The organism is Synechococcus sp. H60.1 (assembly GCF_047462335.1).
Lineage (GTDB): Bacteria > Cyanobacteriota > Cyanobacteriia > Thermostichales > Thermostichaceae > Thermostichus.
The window spans coordinates 5231-6724 of record NZ_JANSJA010000194.1; the positions used below are offsets into that span (position 1 = coordinate 5231).

General features: G+C 63.0%; 1 protein-coding gene and 1 pseudogene. Both read right to left on the minus strand.

Going from position 1 to position 1494, the window contains the following annotated elements:
* Positions 1-231 (minus strand): annotated as a pseudogene (locus NW852_RS09990) (hypothetical protein); the annotation flags it as partial.
* 68 nt (positions 232-299) lie between these two features.
* Positions 300-1397 (minus strand): glycosyltransferase family 4 protein, encoded by a 1098-nt coding sequence (locus NW852_RS09995; RefSeq protein WP_414371058.1) that lies wholly within the window; start codon positions 1395-1397, stop codon positions 300-302.
* Between the last annotated feature and the right edge of the window lie 97 nt (positions 1398-1494).

Genomic DNA, 1494 nt, shown 5'->3' on the forward strand with positions numbered 1-1494 from the left:
GGCAGCAGTGCGGTAGGCCGTTTGGGCAATGGAGCGCCAGGTGCCGCGGTGGATGCGCAGGCTAAGCTGCTGCTGATCCCAGCCCAGGGCTTCCCGCACCAGCAGGCCGCAATTGCAGCGGGTACTATCCCGCCAGCAGTACTCGCGATCCCAAAAGCCCCAGTGCTGGGCCTGTAGGCGATCGGCGGTGCGGCGCAAAAGGGCCGCCAGCTCCGGTGTAGGACGCATCATCAAGGCGGCAGAGGAGATACCTTCCAGTCTAGGCAGGCGGGCGGCTGGGAACAACCCAGGCTTAATCCTTATTTTGAATTAACTGAATCTGTTGCTTGAACCTCGGTATCTTCAGCAGCCAAAGACCGTTGCCGCTGACGCTGGCGTTGCCAGGCCCCCCAGCTTACTCCCGCTAACAGCAGCGAGGCGCCGCCCAGGTAGGTGCCCCCTGCCGGCAGGCCGGCCAAGGCCAAGGCCAGGGATCCCCCCCAAAGGGTCATGGCGTAGATCAAGAGCACTGAATGCCGCTGCGACAGGCCGGCTTTGAGCAGGCGATGGTGCAAGTGGCCCTTGTCGGGATGAAAGGGGGACTTGCCCCTGGCCAGCCGCTTGAGGATGACGGCAGACATATCCAGGATTGGCACGGCCAGGATAAAAAACGGCAGGGCCACCGCCAGCGTGGTCACCCCCTTGGCCACCCCAATGACCCCGATCCCGGCTAGGGTAAAGCCCAAAAAGTAGGCTCCCCCATCTCCCATGAAGATCTGAGCCGGGTTGAAGTTGTAGCGCAAAAAGCCCAGACAGGCCCCTGCCAAGGCTGCCGCCAGCATCGCCGCCGCCGGCCGATCCAGCAGCAGCGTTACCATCAGCATCACGACTGCCGCGATCCCTGACACCCCTGCCGCCAGCCCATCCAGGCCGTCCATGAAGTTGATGGCGTTGGCCATCCCCACCAGCCACAGCAGGGTAACCAGCAGGCTCAACCACACCGGGAAGGGCCAGAGGCCAAGGCGCGGTAGGTTGATGAACTCAATGCGCACCCCCACTCCCCAAGCGGCGGCAGCCACCCCAAACTGCATCGCCAGGCGGGAAAAGGGCGACAACTGAAACAGATCGTCGGCCAGGCCAATCAAAAAAAACAAAACGCCGCCAATGGTTACCCCCCAGATCTCGTACTCCTGCTCGGTGCGCAAGCCGGCGAAGGCTCCGGCTCCCCAGAGCAAGAGTAGTGCCACCAGGTTGCCAAAAAAGATAGAGACCCCCCCTAGGCGCACCATCGGCTGCCGGTGGATCTTGCGCTCATCGGGAAAATCCAACTGGCCGCTGCGGATCCCGACCGCCTTCACCACCGGGGTTGCCCAGAGAACCACACAGGCAGCAGCCAAAAAGGCAACCAAGTAAGGCATGGCAAGCCGTAGCGGGGAGGGGGGTTATCCCAAGTGGGGGTAGAGCGGAAAACGGCGGCAAAGCTCGGCCACTCGCCGGCGGCAGGCTTCGAGCACA